At 70.2% G+C, this 15,499-nt stretch carries 19 protein-coding genes; 6 read left to right on the forward strand and 13 right to left on the reverse strand.

Translation table 11 applies throughout. The features are described from left to right. Positions 1 to 13 precede the first annotated feature (13 nt). The 3 genes from ACQP1K_RS23940 to mshB all read right to left on the reverse strand — a co-directional run bounded on the left by ACQP1K_RS23940 (position 14) and on the right by mshB (position 1,991). Complete coding sequence (locus ACQP1K_RS23940; RefSeq protein ID WP_433497937.1) at positions 14 to 475, reverse strand: hypothetical protein; 462 nt, start codon at positions 473 to 475, stop codon at positions 14 to 16. 87 nt (positions 476 to 562) lie between these two features. Then, on the reverse strand, positions 563 to 1,072 hold the full coding sequence (locus ACQP1K_RS23945; RefSeq protein ID WP_433497938.1) for a DUF6113 family protein: 510 nt from the start codon (positions 1,070 to 1,072) through the stop codon (positions 563 to 565). A gap of 10 nt (positions 1,073 to 1,082) precedes the next feature. Then, complete coding sequence (mshB, locus tag ACQP1K_RS23950; protein WP_433497939.1) at positions 1,083 to 1,991, reverse strand: N-acetyl-1-D-myo-inositol-2-amino-2-deoxy-alpha-D-glucopyranoside deacetylase; 909 nt, start codon at positions 1,989 to 1,991, stop codon at positions 1,083 to 1,085. Positions 1,992 to 2,073: 82 nt separating this feature from the next. On the opposite strand from mshB, the gene ACQP1K_RS23955 reads away from it, so the two are divergent. The 3 genes from ACQP1K_RS23955 to ACQP1K_RS23965 all read left to right on the forward strand — a co-directional run bounded on the left by ACQP1K_RS23955 (position 2,074) and on the right by ACQP1K_RS23965 (position 4,461). Beyond that, positions 2,074 to 4,143 (forward strand): prolyl oligopeptidase family serine peptidase, encoded by a 2,070-nt coding sequence (locus ACQP1K_RS23955; protein ID WP_433497940.1) that lies wholly within the window; start codon positions 2,074 to 2,076, stop codon positions 4,141 to 4,143. A gap of 10 nt (positions 4,144 to 4,153) precedes the next feature. Then, the gene (locus ACQP1K_RS23960; protein WP_433497941.1) at positions 4,154 to 4,279 is read left to right on the forward strand and encodes a Scr1 family TA system antitoxin-like transcriptional regulator; all 126 of its coding nucleotides are present in this window, start codon (positions 4,154 to 4,156) and stop codon (positions 4,277 to 4,279) included. Between the two features lie 116 nt (positions 4,280 to 4,395). Continuing rightward, positions 4,396 to 4,461, forward strand: coding sequence for a DUF397 domain-containing protein (locus ACQP1K_RS23965; protein WP_433501632.1), 66 nt, complete (start codon positions 4,396 to 4,398; stop codon positions 4,459 to 4,461). A gap of 30 nt (positions 4,462 to 4,491) precedes the next feature. Here the strand turns inward: ACQP1K_RS23965 and ACQP1K_RS23970 are convergent, their stop codons facing one another. The 6 genes from ACQP1K_RS23970 to ACQP1K_RS23995 form a co-directional block, all read right to left on the reverse strand. Further along, entirely contained in the window at positions 4,492 to 4,935 is a 444-nt protein-coding gene (locus ACQP1K_RS23970; protein ID WP_433497942.1) for a type II toxin-antitoxin system VapC family toxin, read from the reverse strand. After that, complete coding sequence (locus ACQP1K_RS23975; RefSeq protein ID WP_433497943.1) at positions 4,936 to 5,172, reverse strand: type II toxin-antitoxin system Phd/YefM family antitoxin; 237 nt, start codon at positions 5,170 to 5,172, stop codon at positions 4,936 to 4,938. Between the two features lie 79 nt (positions 5,173 to 5,251). Further along, a complete protein-coding gene (gene bla / locus ACQP1K_RS23980; protein ID WP_433497944.1) occupies positions 5,252 to 6,109 on the reverse strand; it encodes a class A beta-lactamase in 858 nt (285 codons plus the stop codon). A 333-nt stretch (positions 6,110 to 6,442) separates the two neighbouring features. Next, on the reverse strand, positions 6,443 to 7,486 hold the full coding sequence (locus ACQP1K_RS23985; protein ID WP_433497945.1) for a questin oxidase family protein: 1,044 nt from the start codon (positions 7,484 to 7,486) through the stop codon (positions 6,443 to 6,445). Between the two features lie 61 nt (positions 7,487 to 7,547). Beyond that, on the reverse strand, positions 7,548 to 9,338 hold the full coding sequence (locus ACQP1K_RS23990; protein ID WP_433497946.1) for an ABC transporter ATP-binding protein: 1,791 nt from the start codon (positions 9,336 to 9,338) through the stop codon (positions 7,548 to 7,550). Positions 9,339 to 9,340: 2 nt separating this feature from the next. Further along, positions 9,341 to 11,068 (reverse strand): ABC transporter transmembrane domain-containing protein, encoded by a 1,728-nt coding sequence (locus tag ACQP1K_RS23995; RefSeq protein ID WP_433497947.1) that lies wholly within the window; start codon positions 11,066 to 11,068, stop codon positions 9,341 to 9,343. A 130-nt stretch (positions 11,069 to 11,198) separates the two neighbouring features. On the opposite strand from ACQP1K_RS23995, the gene ACQP1K_RS24000 reads away from it, so the two are divergent. The 3 genes from ACQP1K_RS24000 to ACQP1K_RS24010 are packed head-to-tail and all read left to right on the forward strand — an operon-like array spanning position 11,199 to position 12,198. Beyond that, positions 11,199 to 11,435, forward strand: a complete 237-nt coding sequence (locus ACQP1K_RS24000) for a hypothetical protein (protein ID WP_055480653.1) — start codon at positions 11,199 to 11,201, stop codon at positions 11,433 to 11,435. A 2-nt stretch (positions 11,436 to 11,437) separates the two neighbouring features. Further along, a complete protein-coding gene (locus tag ACQP1K_RS24005; RefSeq protein WP_433497948.1) occupies positions 11,438 to 11,995 on the forward strand; it encodes a Clp protease N-terminal domain-containing protein in 558 nt (185 codons plus the stop codon). Positions 11,996 to 12,042: 47 nt separating this feature from the next. Further along, positions 12,043 to 12,198 (forward strand): HepT-like ribonuclease domain-containing protein, encoded by a 156-nt coding sequence (locus tag ACQP1K_RS24010; RefSeq protein WP_433497949.1) that lies wholly within the window; start codon positions 12,043 to 12,045, stop codon positions 12,196 to 12,198. A 42-nt stretch (positions 12,199 to 12,240) separates the two neighbouring features. Here ACQP1K_RS24010 and ACQP1K_RS24015 read toward each other — a convergent pair whose 3' ends face one another. The 4 genes from ACQP1K_RS24015 to ACQP1K_RS24030 form a co-directional block, all read right to left on the reverse strand. After that, positions 12,241 to 13,182 (reverse strand): hypothetical protein, encoded by a 942-nt coding sequence (locus ACQP1K_RS24015; RefSeq protein WP_433497950.1) that lies wholly within the window; start codon positions 13,180 to 13,182, stop codon positions 12,241 to 12,243. A gap of 118 nt (positions 13,183 to 13,300) precedes the next feature. Further along, positions 13,301 to 13,474, reverse strand: a complete 174-nt coding sequence (locus ACQP1K_RS24020; RefSeq protein ID WP_433497951.1) for a hypothetical protein — start codon at positions 13,472 to 13,474, stop codon at positions 13,301 to 13,303. Between the two features lie 102 nt (positions 13,475 to 13,576). Further along, on the reverse strand, positions 13,577 to 14,503 hold the full coding sequence (locus tag ACQP1K_RS24025) for a hypothetical protein (RefSeq protein WP_433497952.1): 927 nt from the start codon (positions 14,501 to 14,503) through the stop codon (positions 13,577 to 13,579). A gap of 258 nt (positions 14,504 to 14,761) precedes the next feature. Further along, positions 14,762 to 15,499, reverse strand: coding sequence for a succinate dehydrogenase/fumarate reductase iron-sulfur subunit (locus ACQP1K_RS24030; RefSeq protein WP_433501633.1), 738 nt, complete (start codon positions 15,497 to 15,499; stop codon positions 14,762 to 14,764).

Consider the following 15,499-nt stretch of genomic DNA (forward strand, 5'->3'; position numbering starts at 1 on the left):
GGAAATATTCCTGCTACGGCAGACGGATTCCATTCTTCCTCTTGACCGGCCCGTGCTCCCGGCCCCGGCGCCACAGGGGAGTCAGCCGCGGATATCCGCCGTCTTCCAGGCCGGCCAGCCGTTCGAACACGTTCCACGAGGCGGGGTGACCGCAGACGGCGAGTGAGAACGCCGACGCCAGTGCGTACAGGACGAGCATGGGCGGCCCGACGCAGGCGGCGTACTGCGTGGCGTGCCGCGACTCGTGGTCGAGGAGCCGGCCGGCGAGGTAGCCCTCGGCATGCCTGGTCGTGATCACGTTGCCGACCGTGAACGCCCCGGCCACGGGGAACGGGACGCGGTAGCCGTACGCGTAGACGAGCCCCCGCTCGCCGCGGCGGAGCCTCGCTCCGCCGATCAGGGCGATCAGCAGCCCCAGCGGGGTGGAGAGGTTCGCGTAGTTGACCACCTGTCTGATCCGGTGCGAACGCCTCATGCCATCAGCATGCGCGTCCCGCACTCATGAGTAAAGCGGTCCGATGACGCAGAGTCGCATAACGATTTCGCAGCGCAGTGCCCGGCTTCAGGCTCCGCCGTACGACCTCAGCAGCCAGGACCCGCTGGACCGGGTCACGATCACCGCCACCGCCAGGACCGCGACCCCGCCGTAGAGGTACCAGAACCCGGAGGTGTCGCCGGCGATGACGAGATCTCCGGCACGCTGCTTGGCGGCCAGCAGGAACGACGACGCGAACCAGCCGAGCGCGGGCACGAGCGCCCCCGCCTTGCCGCCCATCAGCCTGCCCATGCCGTACGGCACCGCGAACAGGACCACCAGCCAGGCGAGGGCGGCGACGGGCACCCCGCCGGCGTACCAGGAGTGCTGGAACCCGCCGACGACGCCGAGCACGATGCCCAGGAGGAAGAGCATGCCGTAGGCGGCCCCGGCGACCATCGGAGCCATGGCGTCGCCGTCCACCGGCCTCGGCACGTGTTCGCGGCGCTGTGGCTCGACCCCGCCGAGATGCTGCGGCTCGACCCCGCCGAGGCGCTGCGGCTCCACCCCGGAGGCTCCGGGGATCTCCTCCCTCATAGGCGCGAGATTAGTCGATGCCCGCGAACAGGTCGGTCTCGCGGTCGTACGGCTCGCCGAGGCCGCCCTCCTCCCGTGGCACGCCGATCCCGGAAGGTCCACGGGTCCCGGCCCGCAAGATGAAGTGCTCGACGCCGGAGGCCCGCTGGCCGATGCCGTTGGAGAGCGCGAACCACGGGTCGCGTACGGAGATCTGGGTGGCGTGCGCCCGCATCGCGTCGAGTTTGGCCGGGACGTACGGCCTGGCGTCGATCTCCGTGGTGACCGCGCCGTCCGCGCAGCCGTACGGCAGATCGTCGACCGGCTCGGGCGCGAAGCCGATGCCGCTCTCCCGGAGTTCCTCCGCGGCCCGCTTCATGACCGACTTCGGGGAGGCGGTGAAGTAGAACTTGGCGATCCGCCACGGGTCGCCGCCCTCCGTGTGAGCGGGATCGGCCGCCAGCTCGAAGGCGCGCCAGGCGACACGATGCGCCTGGATGTGGTCGGGATGCCCGTAGAAGCCGTTCTCGTCGTAGGTGACCAGCACCTGCGGCCGGACCTCGCGGATCACCCTGACCAGCTCGCCGGCCGCCTCGTCCGGATCGGCCCGCCAGAAGCAGCCGGGGACGTCGTTGGAGGGGACGCCCATCATGCCGGAGTCGCGCCATCGGCCCGCACCGCCCAGGAAGCGGTGGTCGGTGACGCCCAGCGCCGCACAGGCGGCGGCGAGCTCGCCGATGCGATGCTTGCCCAGTGTGTCGTCGCGGTCGGCGGCGAGGTGCGCGAGCTCGGGCGGGATGATCTCGCCCTCCTCTCCGAGGGTGCAGGTGACGAGCGTCACGTGGGCTCCCTCGGCCGCGTATCCGGCCATGGTCGCCCCGGTTCCGATCGTCTCGTCGTCCGGGTGGGCGTGCACGAGCAGCAAACGGCGATCCACCATGCCTTCGATCTTAAAGTCATGCCCTTTCCCGACATATCCGCCACCATCCGCAGGAGAGGCGGAACTGGCAGGATGAGGAGTTATGACAGACAGTTTCCCGCGCCTGCAGGCAAGGACCCGGCGGTTCACCCTGGGGGTGCCGCGCGGCTTCACGATCTCCCCACAGGGCGATCGGGTGATCTTCCTGCGCACGAGGTCCGGCATCGATGCCGTGACGTGTCTGTGGGAGTTCGACGTCGCGACGGGAACGGAGCGGCTCGTCGTCGACCCACTCGCGCTCGGCGCGGCCGACGAGGATCTGCCGCCCGAGGAGCGGGCCCGCCGCGAGCGGTCCAGGGAGTCGGCGGGCGGCGTGGTCGGCTATTCGACCGACCGTGAGGTGCGCGTGGCCGTCTTCGCCCTGTCGGGCGAGCTCCACCTCGTCGACCTCGCGAGCGGGGTGACGCGCCGCCTGGAGACCCCGGGCCCGGTGATCGACCCCCGGCTCGCCCCGGACGGCACGAAGGTGGCCTACGTCACCGGGGGCGCCCTGCGTGTGCAGGACCTCTCCACCGGGACGGACACGGCCCTGGCCACACCCGAGCAGGACGAGGTCTCCTACGGCCTGGCCGAGTTCGTCGCCGCCGAGGAGATGGAACGCATGCGGGGCTACTGGTGGTCCCCGTCGGGGGACCGTCTGCTGGTCGCCCGCGTGGACGACTCCCCCGTCGCGCTCTGGCACATCGCCGACCCGGCCAATCCCGGCCGCCCGGCCGTGCCCCAGCGCTACCCCGCGGCCGGGACGGCCAACGCCGAGGTCTCGCTGTTCGTGATCGGGCTCGACGGCTCCCGCGTGCCCGTGCCGTACGACCAGGAATATCTGGTCACCGCGATCTGGGACGTGTACGGACCGGCGATCGTGACGCTCTCCCGTGACCAGCGCCGCATGCGCCTGCTCTCGGTCGATCCCTCGACCGGCGCGACCGAGCGGCTCCGGGAGGACACCGACCCCGCCTGGGTGGACATCGTCACCGGCGTGCCGGCCCGCCTGTCCGACGGGACGCTCGTCTGGGTGACCGACGCCGACGGCGGCCGCCGTCTGATCATCGGCTCAGAACCGGTGACCCCGCCGTCGCTGCAGGTCAGGGCGGTGCTCGACGTGGACGGCGACACCGTGCTCTTCCAGGCGAGCGGGGAACCCACCGAGATCCACCTGTGGACCTACGCGAACGGCGCGATCAGCCCGGTGGTCATGGAGCCCGGGGTGTACGGCGGCCGCCGCGCCGGCGGCGTCACCGTCGTCACCGGTCAGAGCCTGGAGACCGAGGGCACGTCGATCGCGGTCATCCGTCCCGGCGGCACCGCACCCGCCGGTGGCGGCTCGATCCGGTCGGTCGCCGAGCGGCCGCCGCTGGAGCCCCGGGTCTCCTTCGTCCGGGCGGGCTCGCGGGATCTGTCCACCGCGATCCTTTTCCCCTCCTGGCACGTGCCGGGGTCGGGACGGCTGCCCGTGCTGATGGATCCGTACGGCGGACCGCACGCGCAGCGTGTGCTCGCCGCGCGGCGGATGTTCCTGGAGCCGCAGTGGTGGGCCGAGCAGGGCTTCGCCGTCATCGTGGCCGACGGACGGGGCACGCCGGGACGCGGCCCGGCCTTCGAGCGCGAGGTCAGGCACGATTTCACGCTCACGCTCGACGACCAGGTGGACGCCCTCCAGGGGGTCGCCGCGCAGCACGCCGACGACCTCGACCTGTCGCGGGTCGCCATCCGCGGGTGGTCGTTCGGCGGATATCTGGCCGCGCTCGCGGTGCTGCGCCGGCCGGACGTCTTCCACGCCGCCGTGGCGGGGGCGCCGGTCACCGACTGGCGGCTGTACGACACCTGCTACACCGAGCGCTACCTCGGCCATCCGGACGAGGGACACTACGAGGGGTCCTCGCTGCTCGCCGACGCGGAGAAGCTGGACCGCCCGCTGCTGCTCGTGCACGGCCTGGCCGACGACAACGTCGTGGCCGCGCACACCCTGCGGCTGTCGTCGGCGCTGCTGGCGGCCGGTCGGCCGCACACCGTGCTGCCGCTTTCGGGCGTCACCCACATGACCCCCCAGGAGGTCGTCGCCGAGAACCTGCTGCTCCTTCAGCTCGACTTCCTCAAGAAGTCCCTCGGCATCTGACCTGTGGCGGGTGGTCCCCGAGGGTGGCCTCCTCCAGATCGAGGCGTACGCCCGTGCGGTGATCGAGGCCACTGCCATCAAGCAGGTCGCCGATCGCGCCGATGAGAAGATCAGCGTCCGCATATCCCGGCAGTAGCTGATCATCCGTGACAACCCCATCCACCTGCATGCCGTACTGGACGAGGCAGCGCTGCGCCGGGAGGTGGGCGGGCCAGCGATCATGATTGAACAGCTCATCCCGACGGCCCTGCTCTGGTCTTCACGCCCAGCGAGTGGGAAGCCTTCGTCCTCGGCGTCAAAGACGGCGAGTTCGGCTGAACGCGCCAGGCGCCGTACAGATCGCAAGGCTCACGGGTGGTCAGCGCCCTGCTGCTCCCCCTGACCGCGTTGGATCGTCAGGGGGATGCCGGCGGTCTCAGCGGCGGCGATCAGTGCGGCATCGAGCGTGGCCAACTCCAGGCCTTCTCTCTCGGCGAGGAGTATGTAGGTGGCGTCGTACGAGGTCAGGCCATGGCGGCGTCCTGCCGCTATGACCGATTTGATGTCCGATGGCGCGGAATCGATCATGATCGGGAGTTGGCCGAGCAGTGACACGAACCTCGCCGTCTGGAATTCGCTCAACCGTCCGCGCTTCTCGGCGCCCAGCAGGACGTTGGCCATCTCGAGCTCCCAGATCGGCGGGACGACCGCGGTCTCCTTCCCGACCAGATCGAGAACGGCCTCGGTCTCCGGTGTCGCCTCGTCCTCGAAGCACCAGGCGAGAGCAACCGAGGCGTCGATCACCAGAGGCACTCAGCGCCGCCCTTCTTCTATGAGATCCCTGATGGACAGGTCACCGAGGGTAACGCCGTGACGGGCCTGCCGGAGGGCCTTTATGACATCTTCGGGACGAGGAGCCTCGCCCTGCGCGGGGGTCAGTCGGGCGACCGGAGTTCCATGTTTGGTGATGACGATCGTCTTACCCGCAGCGACCTCCTCGAGCAGTCGCGGCAGGTACGTCTTGGCTTCGTAGGCTCCCACCGATTCCATGAATTCAGACTAGTCTTCAACTAGTCTGAATTCAACGAGGCTGGACACCGCCTGCTCGGCCCGTGGTGGCCGCGTATTCCTAGGAGATCTTGCCGAGACCACGCGCGAGGATGGCGGCGGTCTCGGCGACGACCCTGTCCTCACCGGGGGCATCGGCCGTCCGGCGGTTGGTGTAGATCGCCATGACGATCGGCGCTGCGGCCCCGGCCGGCCAGACGACGGCGATGTCGTTGGCGGTGCCGTACGAGCCGCCGGTGCCGGTCTTGTCGCCGATGGTCCAGTCCTCGGGCAGGCCGGCACGGATGCGGGCATCGCCGGTCGTGTTCGCCGTCAGCCATCCGTTCAGCCGGTCCCGGTCCTCGGCGTCGAGCGCGTCACCGACCGTGATCGCGCGCAGGCTCCGCGCCATGGACTCGGGGGTGGTGGTGTCCCGCTTCTCCGTAGGGTTCCAGTCGTTGAGTTCGCTCTCCCAGCGGTCCAGCCGGGAAATCGGGTCCTTCAACGTACGGAGGTACCGGGTCAGGCCCGCCGGCCCGCCGATCTGCTTCAGCAGCATGTTGCCCGCGGTGTTGTCGCTGTATCGGATCGCGGCCTCGCACAGCCGGGCGACGGTCATCCCGTCCCCCACGTGCTTCTCGGTGATCGGTGAGTGCGGCCTGAGGTCGTCACGGCTCCAGCGGACCACCCGGTCCATCAGCCCCGGATCGGAGGTGCGCGCCCTGTGCAGCACCGCGGCGGCGGCCACCGCTTTGAAGGTGGACAGCAGCGGGAAACGCTCCCCCGACCGGTGGGCGACCGTCTTTCCGGTGGCCGTGTCGACGGCGTACGCACCGATGCGTCCCTTGAAGACCGCCTCCAGCGCCCGCAGCTCCCGCCGCGCCCCGGCCTCGCCGTACGACGACGCCGCCGGGCGGGCGGCCGCTGTCCGCGGGCTCACGACCGGCACGGTATGCGGCACGGTGTCGGACACGGCGTCCGCCCCGTCGGCGGCACAACCCGCCGACATGAAGATCGCCAACAGGGCCGCGGATGTCGCCGACGGAAATCGGCGAGCACGGAACCGCCGCATGCCTGTTCACCCCCCTCGAATCGATGAGGAGCAGCAAAGCAGAGCGACCGGCCCATGTCTAATATCCATATCGGAAAAGCAGCGATGTCAATTCACCGGTGAACGCGGTTCTCCCCGGTATCGGCGGTGCCGACGAGCTGTCCTTCCCTCGATGACGCCGACCGTGGGCGCGGCCTCCGCCGTGATTCCGAGCGCATGAGGTCAGATCGGCATGGGGTCGATGAAGTCGACCGCGCGGATCACGCCGGCGAGGGCGTCGGCATCACCGGTGCGGTCGTAGACGTCGAGGGCAGTGTCGGCGAATTTGATCGCATGCGCATCGCCGTGCCGTACGGCGCGGTCGAACGCCTCTTCCCGCTCGGGCACGGCCGGCAGGTCTTCCCCGGCGGCCGGCTCGGCGGGGCCGTACGCGGCGATGACGGCGGCGGCCGCCGCCCAGGCGGCGTCGAGGCTCGGCCCCCAGAGCGTCGTCGGCAGCGCGGGCAGCGTACGCAGTACGGCCGTCGGCGCGGTGGCGGAGTGGATCAGCATGACGGGCTCGCCGTGCGCGTGCGTCAGATAGCGCAACGTGGCCGCGTTCGCCACCTCGATGAGCCGTTCACGTGCCTGTTCGGCGCCGTCGGCCGGCCGGAGCCCGGCCACCGACTCCGTCCATCCGGGGGTTTCCGCCAGTTGTGCGAGCCGGTGGTTGATGCCCTGACTCTGGTCCGGCACCCGCGGGATCGTGTCGAGGACGCTCGCCGGGCCGGCCGTTCCCGAGGGCGCCGCCGTGCCGGCGACCCCCTGCCAGCGCGCCGCCCAGTAGCCGAGGGCCTGGCCGAGCTCGGTCAGCCGCATCTCGTCCTCGCGGCCCAGCAACTCGTGGACGGCGTGCCCGGTACGGATCACTCCGTGCGTGGCCCCCGCCGCGATGCCCGGCAGCAGCCGCGGCCACCAGGTCTCCAGCACGGCACGCCATGGCCGCCGGTTCAGCTCGGTCTCGAAATACCTCAGCCAGTCGCCGAGACGACGTGCGTCGCCCAGCGCCTCGCGCCAATCGTCATCGGTGATCGTCCAGGTGCCGCTCGGCGGCTCCTCCAGCCGGTCCATGTAGGTGTCGAGCCAGCGGTGGATCTCACGCGTGTGCCCGCGTCTCACCATCGATTCGACCGCCATCGGTCCGTGGTTGGACAGCCAGCCTCTGAACTCGGGACCTGTCCGGTGCAGCCGTTCATAGGCTTCTTCCAGCATGCCGGTGTCATCCATATTCTTGAATGCTAACCAGTCGCGGACCTTTACACCTCGCTCCACGAACCGAATTTTCCTTTCACTGATGGACATACCCAGATTTGCCCAACTCCCCCGACCCGTACTTTGCCGTGCCGTGCCAGCTCTCCCAGAGGGCGGCGTACGGGCCGCCCGCCGCGACCAGTTCATCGTGGGAGCCCAGCTCGGTGATGCGGCCGTCCTCCACGACCGCGACGCGGTCGGCGTCATGCGCCGTGTACAGCCGATGGGCGATGGCGATCACCGTACGGCCCGCCAGCACGGCGGCCAGCGACCGCTCCAGGTCCCGGGCGGCACGAGGATCGATGAGCGAGGTCGCCTCGTCGAGGACCAGCGTGTGCGGGTCGGCCAGCACCAGCCTGGCGAGCGCGAGTTGCTGGGCCTGCGCCGGGGAGACCACCTGTCCACCCGAACCGACCAGGGTGTCGAGTCCTCGGTCGAGGGCCTCGACCCAGTCCCGGGCGTCCACGGCCGTGAGGGCACGCCAGACGTCGGCTTCGGCCGCCTCCGGCCTGGCGATCAGCAGGTTCTCCCGGATGGAACCGCGGAACACATGATGCTCCTGGGTGACCAGCGCGACCTCACCTCTGAGCTCGTCGATCGGCAGTTCCACGAGCGGGACGCCGCCGACCGCCACCACCCCGGTCCTCGGGGCGTGAATGCCCGCGAGTAGACGGCCGAGCGTGGACTTGCCCGCCCCGGATGGACCCACCATCGCGAGGCGCTCACCCCGGCGCACCTCCAGGTCGACGCCGTGCAGCACATCGCGGTCCTCCCGGTAGGCGTACCGCACATCGGTGGCCGTGAGATCCTTCCCGTCGGGGCGGGCCGACCCGGGCGTCCGGTCCTCCGGCACACCGGCCACGCCCAGGAGCCGCGCCATCGATGCGCCGCCGACCTGGAGCTCGTCCACCCACGACAGCAACCGGTCGAGCGGATCGACGAGCTGCTGGACGTACAGCGTGGCGGTGGTCACCTGCACCAGATCGACCCAGCCTTCGATGTAGAACAGTCCGCCGATCAACAGGGTCGACACAACCGGGATCACATAGCCGATCTCGATCGCGGGGAACCAGACCAGGCGCAGGCCCAGGGTGTAACGCTCCGCCGCGAGCGATCGGGCGATGTCCCGGTCGGCCCGCTCATGCCTGCGCCGCTGCAGCCCCAGAGCCTCGATCGTGCGGGCGCCGTCGACGGTTTCGGCCAGTCCCTCCGTCATCTCCGCGTACGCGGCGTTCTCCCGCAGATAACCGTCCCTCGCGCGGTTGAGGTACCACCGGGTCACCCCCCACAGCAGCGGCACGGCGATCAGCGCGGGCAGAGCCATCATCGGGCCGACCAGGACGACGGCGCCGACGATGAACACGCCGGTGACCACGGCTATCAGCGTCTCGGGCACGGCATGCCGCACCGTGCGGGACAGGGCGTCGACGTCCCGTGAGGTCCTGGTGATCAGGTCGCCCGACCCCGCTCCCTCCACGGTCGAGAGCGGCAGGCCGAGCACCTGGCCGACGAAGTCCTCACGCAGCTCGGCCAGCACCTTCTCACCCAGCCTGGACGAGGCGAGGACCGCGAACCTGATCAGCACGGCCTGCGCCAGCACGAAGCCCGCGATGGCGAGCGCGACCACGTCCACGCGGACGTCGCCGGCGCCGTCGGCCACGTCCTGGACCAGTCCGCCCAGCAGCCGCGGCGTCACCAGCCCGGTCACCGCCGCGAGCGCGTGCAGGCCGAGGGCCAGCACGAGCTCGCGGGGATGCCGCAGCATGAGCCGCCGTGCGTAGGCACGCACCTGGGCCCGGTCGGCGACCGGCAGGATCTCCCGTGCCACGCTCAGTTCTCCTCTCGGATCACACTGGATCGGTAGCCGGACGAGATGGCGAGCAGCTCCCGATGGCCGCCCTCCGCTCTCACCTCGCCGTCCTCGACGAACAGGACGTGGTCGGCCCGGTCGAGGACGAGCGGGCTGGTGGTGCAGACGAGCGTCGTACGGCCCGCGCGGGCCTTGCCGAGCCGGTCGGCGATGCGCGCCTCCGTGTGCGCGTCGACGGCGCTGGTCGGCTCGACCAGGATCAGGATCTCCGGATCGGCGAGCAGCGCACGGGCGAGCCGCAGCCGCTGCCGCTGGCCTCCGGAGAACTCCCGCCCGGCCTCCGCCACCTCGGCGTCCAGCCCATCGGGCAGGGCCGCGACGATGTCCTCGGCGCACGCGTCGTACAGCGCCCGCCGTACGTCCTCGTCGGTGGCCGTCCCCCTGACGTCCAGCTCGTGGCGCAGCCGCCCGGTGAACAGCCTCGCCTCGTTGTCGGCCACCACGATGTGCCGCCGCACGAACGCGACCGGGAGCTCCGCGAGCGGCGTCCCGCCGAGTGTCACCTCGCCCGGCGCGTACCGGCCGAGCCGGTCGACGATCGCGATCGCGTCCTCCGGCACGGCCGCGGCCAGCGCGGTGAGCCGGCCGGGCCGTACGGCGACGCCGGACTCCTCGTCGACCAGCACGCCGTCGGACGGCCTGTCCGGCGCGGGCGGGTCCTCGCGGGGCGTCTCCCGGAGCCCGGGGGCGTCCTGGATCTCCGGCTCCATCGACAGGACGCGGCACACGCGGCGTGCGGCCACGTGGCCTTTGGTGATCTTGTCGGCGGCCTCGGTGAGCGTCCTGATCGGGGCGATCAGGAACACCGCGTATCCGTAGAAGGCCACGAGCTGACCGACGCTGACCCTGCCGTCCAGCGCGAAACGCGCGGCCAGCCAGGTCACACAGGCGATGAGCAGGCCCGGCAGCAGGATCTCGGCACCCGCCAGCATCGAGTCGACCGAGGCGACCCGGACGCCCGCTCGCCGTACACGCTGCGACTCCTCCCGGTAGCGTGCCGCGAACACCTGCTCGCCGCCGATGCCGCGCAGCACCCGCAGGCCCCCGACGATGTCCGCCGCCCGCGTCGCCAGCTCGCCCTGGAGATCACGCTGTCGGTTCTGCCGTCTGTGCAGCGGACGCAGCAGCGGACCCACCGCCACCGTCGCCAACGGCACGCCGACGAGCACGACGACCCCGAGGGGCGGCGAGGTGGCGATGAGGATCACCGTGACCGCGGTGATGGCCACGACCGCGCCACTGCCTCGCAGCAGGATTTCCATCGAACCGCCGAGGTGTTCGATGTCGGAGTTGCCGACGCTGACCACCTCGCCGGTGGACAGGCGTTTGGGGAGCGTGGCACCCAGCCGGGTCGCCTGCCGAGTGGTGACCCGCACGGTTCGATAGGCGGCCGACAGCCAGTTGTACACGGCCATGCGATGCCGCAACGCGCCGGTCACGGCCTGTACGACACCGAGGCCCAGCACCGCCGCCGACCACCGGACGAGCGACCCGGCGTCCTTGACGATCAGCGCGTCGATCGCCCGGCCGAGCGCCGCGGGAACGAGGGCCTGACCAAGCCACCACACGACGGCGAAGCCGATTCCGATGATGAGGAGACGTGCTTGACCGCGCGCCAGCCACCAGAGATAGCCGATGGGGCCGCGGACATCCGGGATGCCGGGATCACCGGCGACTGGGGAGCGCATGACCGTTCCAGACTCGCAAGATCGCAGGTGAGCGGGCAAATGGTTTTCTCGCCGCCCGCCGGAGCCGGGCTCACCGGAGGCTGCGTCAACATAGGTTGACATTCGATCAGTGTCAACGTAGGTTGACATCATGAGCGACACGGCGAAATTGGCCACGGACGCCGGAAGCCGCGACCCGGCGGTCGGCCTGCGTGCCGTACGGGCACTGCGACTGCTGGTGGAGCGGCTGGAGGCGCTCCAGGTGGAGAACGCACGCGAAGCGGGGTGGTCCTGGCAGGACATCGCGCTGCTGCTCGGCGTCTCACGCCAGGCGGTGCACAAGAAGTACGCGGGCGGGCGAGGACTGCTGAGACGGGAGAAGGAGTAGCGATGTTCGAACGGTTCACCGAGGACGCCAGGCAGGTGGTCAAGGGCGCCCAGGAGGAGGCCCGGGGGCTCCGCCACACCCATATCGGCACCGAGCACCTGCTGCTCGGCCTGCTGCGGCGGCCGCAGATGCTGTCGGCACAGGTGCTGAACGACCACGGACTCGACCACGGCCACGCGATCACCACGATCACGCGTCTCCTGGGCACCTCGACCGGAGACCTCGACGCCGACGCGCTGGAGACGATCGGCATCGACCTGTCGGCCGTACGGGAGAAGGTCGAGGCGGCCTTCGGCCCGGGCGCCCTCGACCGTCCGCCCGGCCGGGACCGGCGCAGGGCGCTGCTCGGCGGACGCCACATCCCCTTCACCTCCCGGGCCAAGAAGGTCCTGGAACTGTCGCTGCGCGAGGCTCTCGCGATGAAGCACAAGGACATCCGGGACGGTCACATCCTGCTCGGCCTGCTCCGGGAGGGAGAGGGCCTGGGCGTGCGGATCATGACCCACTCCGGCGTCGACCCGGCCTCGCTGCGCGCCGCCCTCAGAACCCGGCTGGGCTGACTTCACCGAGTGTGATCGCAGGAAAGATCCGTTTTAGGAGAGCCGGGATGCGTAACGGCGTCGTGCACGGATATTTCAGCGTGGACTGGAAGATCGTCTATAACGTCGCGACAAAGAACGTGCCCGAGTTGGAGCCGCAGGTGCTTTTCCTGTCGCGTCGGCTCTACCCGGAGATCTCGGCCAGGTTGGACCAGCAGGGCTGAGGAAGCGCAGGCCGTAAGTCCCAAGATTTACGGCTCACCCCATCAGCGGGCGTCGTCGCCCTGGCACATCGCCATGGCCGTACGGTCACGCCAGCGGGTCTCACTACCGGAGAGATCCGCCGGGGGAAGCACGATGAGGCGGCAGGCGGGCACGTCGTGCCGCAGCCGCACATTTGCCCGGCCCCCGGGGATCTTCCGACGCGTCCCGGAGGCGGCCGGACCGGCCGGTCGCGCCATGGGTGGCCGCGGTGGCCCTGTCGGTGGCCTTTCCAGTGGCACCGCCATGGCGATCGCCGTGTCCGTCGTCGAGACGGAGATCTCCACCGGCACCAGGTGAACGCCGTCCCGCCGCACTCCGGCGCCCTTGAAAACCCCTCGCACCAGGACGCCCGCGAGGCCGTACATCAGGTGGAGCCATCCGTGTATGTGGTGCTCCTGAAGCCCGGCCACCCGCAGATCGGGCAGCCCGAACCGGGACATCCCAGTGGTCTCCAGACCATAGCGCCCACCGTCATCCAGGCAGACGTCGACGCCGGCCCAGTCCACAACCGGAAAAGTCTGCGGCGACGTCGACGTTCTCGGCCGCCAGTCCGGCGGCAGGAGGGCGGCCCGCCCGGTGTCGAGGAGCACGCCGCCGGTCAGCTCCATGATCTGGTCGACCGCCCCGGCGGTGGCCCGGAGGTGAACCGGCGGCCACCCGGACGCTGCGGCGCATGTGACGGCCAGGTGCGCGTCCGTGCGCTCCAGGAGCACCCCCACGAGCGGGTCCACCTCGGGTGAGCAGTGCGGGCACCTCAGCCGTGAGACGGTTCTGGCGAGGGCGGGATCGCGGGCGTCGATCTCCGTCAGCCGGAGGTCGACGCCGTCCGGCAGGCCGTCTCGCAGCCGGGCGGTCTCCTCCACAGACAGGGATCGTTCCGGCGCGGCCACCACCAGTGTGGCGCTCACCGAAGCGGGGACGGACAGCGGGATTCGGGGGGCCATGGCATGCCTTCCTGTGGCAGGAACGGAAGGCCCACATTCGCAGCCGCCGTACCCCCGCCCCGGCCCGAATGCCGTTCTGTGGAAAACTCTCCGACCGCGTTCCCCGGGCGGCCTCCGGTCAGGCGTCGAGGAAGACGGAGGTGTCGAGGATGAAGTCGACCGGCGCGGGAATGTGCGGTTTCTCGCCCGACTTCACCCGGGTGACGGTCCGGTAACCGTCCTCAGACGGGTCGGTGTGCACACTGATCATCTTGGGCTCGGCTTCGGGATCGACGATCAGCAGGAGCGGCACCCCGCCACGTGCGTCGATGCCGGCGTGAGCCGTAGATCGCCTCGGCTCACGCCGGATCCCCCGGGACGCCTACGCCGCCCCCGGCCGCGCCCCGCGACCGGGTCAGTACCTGTACCAGGTCGCGGCGTAGCGGTTCCCCCGGCCCGGGACGTACTCCCCGTCGATGCCGATCGGGTAGAAGCCCCGCTTGCCGTAGTAGTCGTGCCGGTTCTTCAGCTGCGACTGGCTCATGCCGTACCGGGTCCACCACTGCCCGGCCGCCCGGTGGAAGACCGCGCTGTAGGTGCCGTCGGGGGCGACGACGATCTGCCTGGGGAAGTACCCCTTCTTCTCGTTCGTCTTTATGATCTTCTCCAGCTTGGCGGACGTGTAGCCGGTGACCCAGCCGTGGCCCGCCCTCGACTGGTGCCAGATCGCGGCGTACCGGGTGTCGGAGGCCGTGCCGTGCGCGGAGAGCGAGACCAGGGCGAGGCCCTTGGCCGACTGCTGCTTGTCGATCTTCTTGAACTTCGCCGCCGTCATGCCCCACTGGGCCTGCCAGCCGATGTTCCGCTTCTCGAAGACACCGGCGAACACCGCGCCGTACCCGCCCCCGGAGGCCGAGATGATCGTGGGCGCGTAGCCCTTCTTCCGCAGGCTCCTGAGCTGCTTCTCGTACGTCTTCGCGGTGAGACCGTCGAGGCACCACCACGCGGGGCCACCCGTCTTGACCCACACGGCCGACAGACGAGAGCCGGTCGCACTGAGGGAGATCGGACGATAGCCCTTCTTCTCGAGCTGCTTGCCCTTCTTACGATGCTGCGCGGTGGTGTATCCAGAATACGTGTAGTAGGCCGGGCGGCCCATCGCCGCCAGGCTCATCGGTGCGAGAGCCGCACTCGCCGTCGCCGCCGGCACCACCGCCGCCGTCGCCGAGGCGGGGACCGGGGTCATCGTCATGGACAGCGCCAGGCCGACCGCGAGCGTCCCCGTGCCCAGCCTGCGCATCACGGTGCCGGGCGTCTGCTTCGTACCTGTCGAAGGTTTCATGGGAATGAATTCCCACAGCAAAGGTCAGGAGTCAACAGATATTTGTTCTTCCGCTATTCGTTCTTCCGCGCCCCCTCCCCAGCGGACACGTCGTTCGTCACCCGCCCGGCGGGATCTCGGCGGCGGCGGCAGGGCCGGTACGACGGCCGGGGCCGGGAGGAACACCACCGACGGAAAAGAGGCGTGCGCCGTAGATCTGTACGGCACACGCCTCCGGTGGGAGTCACCGGCGTCACCCGGCCGGGCACTCCCGCCCGGTCACTTGGACGCCCTCAGGTAGTCGGTGTTCATCTGGGCGATCGCGTCGAGCGGAATGCCCTTGGGACAGACCGCCGTGCACTCGCCGGTGTTGGTGCAGCCGCCGAAGCCCTCGGCGTCCATCTGCTCGACCATCGCCTTGGCCCGCGAGGCGCGCTCGGGCTGCCCCTGGGGCAGCAGACCCAGGTGGGTGATCTTGGCGGCGGTGAACAGGGAGGCCGAGCCGTTCGGGCAGGCGGCCACGCACGCGCCGCAGCCGATGCAGGTGGCCGCGTCGAACGCCGCGTCGGCCGCGTTCTTGGGCACCGGGATCGAGTGGGCGTCGGGCGCCGAACCGGCCGGAACGGAGATGAAGCCGCCGGCCTGGATGATCCGGTCGAACGCCGACCTGTCCACCACCAGGTCCTTGATCACCGGGAACGGCGCGGCCCGCCACGGCTCGATGGTGACGGTGTCGCCGTCCTTGAAGTGCCGCATGTGGAGCTGGCAGGTGGTCGTGGCGCGCTGCTCACCGTGCGCGACGCCGTTGATGACCATGCCGCACATGCCGCAGATGCCCTCACGGCAGTCGTGGTCGAAGGCGACGGGCTCCTCGCCGGCCAGGGTCAGCCGCTCGTTGAGTACATCGAGCATCTCCAGGAAGGACATGTCCGGCGACACGTCCTCCACCTGGTAGGTCACCATGCGACCGCGGTCCTCGGGGCCGTTCTGGCGCCAGATCTTCAAGGTCAGGTTCAT

The sequence above is a fragment of the Sphaerimonospora sp. CA-214678 genome, from assembly GCF_050942215.1.
GTDB lineage: Bacteria > Actinomycetota > Actinomycetes > Streptosporangiales > Streptosporangiaceae > Sphaerimonospora.

Coding starts and splice junctions, on each gene's coding strand:
- ACQP1K_RS23955 (WP_433497940.1), top strand. CDS start 2,074: ATGACAGACAGTTTCCCGCGCCTGCAGGCAAGGACCCGGCGGTTCACC.
- ACQP1K_RS24005 (WP_433497948.1), top strand. CDS start 11,438: ATGTTCGAACGGTTCACCGAGGACGCCAGGCAGGTGGTCAAGGGCGCC.
- ACQP1K_RS24010 (WP_433497949.1), top strand. CDS start 12,043: ATGCGTAACGGCGTCGTGCACGGATATTTCAGCGTGGACTGGAAGATC.
- ACQP1K_RS23975 (WP_433497943.1), bottom strand. CDS start 5,172: ATGGAATCGGTGGGAGCCTACGAAGCCAAGACGTACCTGCCGCGACTG.
- ACQP1K_RS23945 (WP_433497938.1), bottom strand. CDS start 1,072: ATGAGGGAGGAGATCCCCGGAGCCTCCGGGGTGGAGCCGCAGCGCCTC.
- mshB (WP_433497939.1), bottom strand. CDS start 1,991: ATGGTGGATCGCCGTTTGCTGCTCGTGCACGCCCACCCGGACGACGAG.
- ACQP1K_RS23940 (WP_433497937.1), bottom strand. CDS start 475: ATGAGGCGTTCGCACCGGATCAGACAGGTGGTCAACTACGCGAACCTC.
- ACQP1K_RS24000 (WP_055480653.1), top strand. CDS start 11,199: ATGAGCGACACGGCGAAATTGGCCACGGACGCCGGAAGCCGCGACCCG.
- ACQP1K_RS24025 (WP_433497952.1), bottom strand. CDS start 14,503: ATGAAACCTTCGACAGGTACGAAGCAGACGCCCGGCACCGTGATGCGC.
- ACQP1K_RS23995 (WP_433497947.1), bottom strand. CDS start 11,068: ATGCGCTCCCCAGTCGCCGGTGATCCCGGCATCCCGGATGTCCGCGGC.
- ACQP1K_RS23985 (WP_433497945.1), bottom strand. CDS start 7,486: ATGGATGACACCGGCATGCTGGAAGAAGCCTATGAACGGCTGCACCGG.
- ACQP1K_RS24015 (WP_433497950.1), bottom strand. CDS start 13,182: ATGGCCCCCCGAATCCCGCTGTCCGTCCCCGCTTCGGTGAGCGCCACA.
- ACQP1K_RS24030 (WP_433501633.1), bottom strand. CDS start 15,499: ATGAACCTGACCTTGAAGATCTGGCGCCAGAACGGCCCCGAGGACCGC.